The 577-nt window shown below is 66.7% G+C and carries 1 protein-coding gene; it reads right to left on the reverse strand.

The window, feature by feature from the left end:
- Positions 1-577 (reverse strand): Hsp33 family molecular chaperone HslO (hslO, locus tag AC0IYH_RS29105; protein WP_471837477.1); only part of this gene is annotated, 577 nt, incomplete at both ends.

A 577-nucleotide genomic window follows, 5' to 3' on the forward strand; every position in this document is an offset into this window, starting at 1 on the left:
CTCCCATTCCGGATGGTCGAGCTTGGTGTGCAGGCGCTCGCGACCCTCCTCTCCCTCCGGCAGATGCTGGAGGAGCAGACCACCGGACACCAGTGAACCGTCCGGCCGGCGCGCCATGCCGAACCGCACCAGCGTCGGAATCTGTTCGGATTGCACGAAATAGCTTTGCGCGGCGGCGGCCAGCGTCTCGCCGTCAAGCGGGACGATGCCCTGATAGCGCTCGCCGGTGGTCGCCATGTCGAACGTGATCGCGAGGTATCCCTTGCCGAACAATGCGAACAGCGTCGGCTGCTCCGGCGCCTCGGCGAGACGATCGGCATCGTACTGGATGTACCCGCGCAATTCGCCGGCACGATAGTCGCACACCAGCAACTGCACGACGCCGGTCTCCGACCGCGTCTGCATCGTTAACTGAGCGTCCTCGTCCTTCAACGTCGCCCCCATCAACGCACACAGGGTCAGCGCCTCCGCCAGCAAGGCCTCGATCGCGGGCGGATAAGCGTGCGCCGCCAATATGGTGTTGAGCGTCGGGCCGAGCCGCACGATCCGGCCGCGGGCGTGCCGCTCCGGGATCGCG

It is taken from the genome of Pseudomonas sp. AC463 (genome assembly GCF_979253585.1).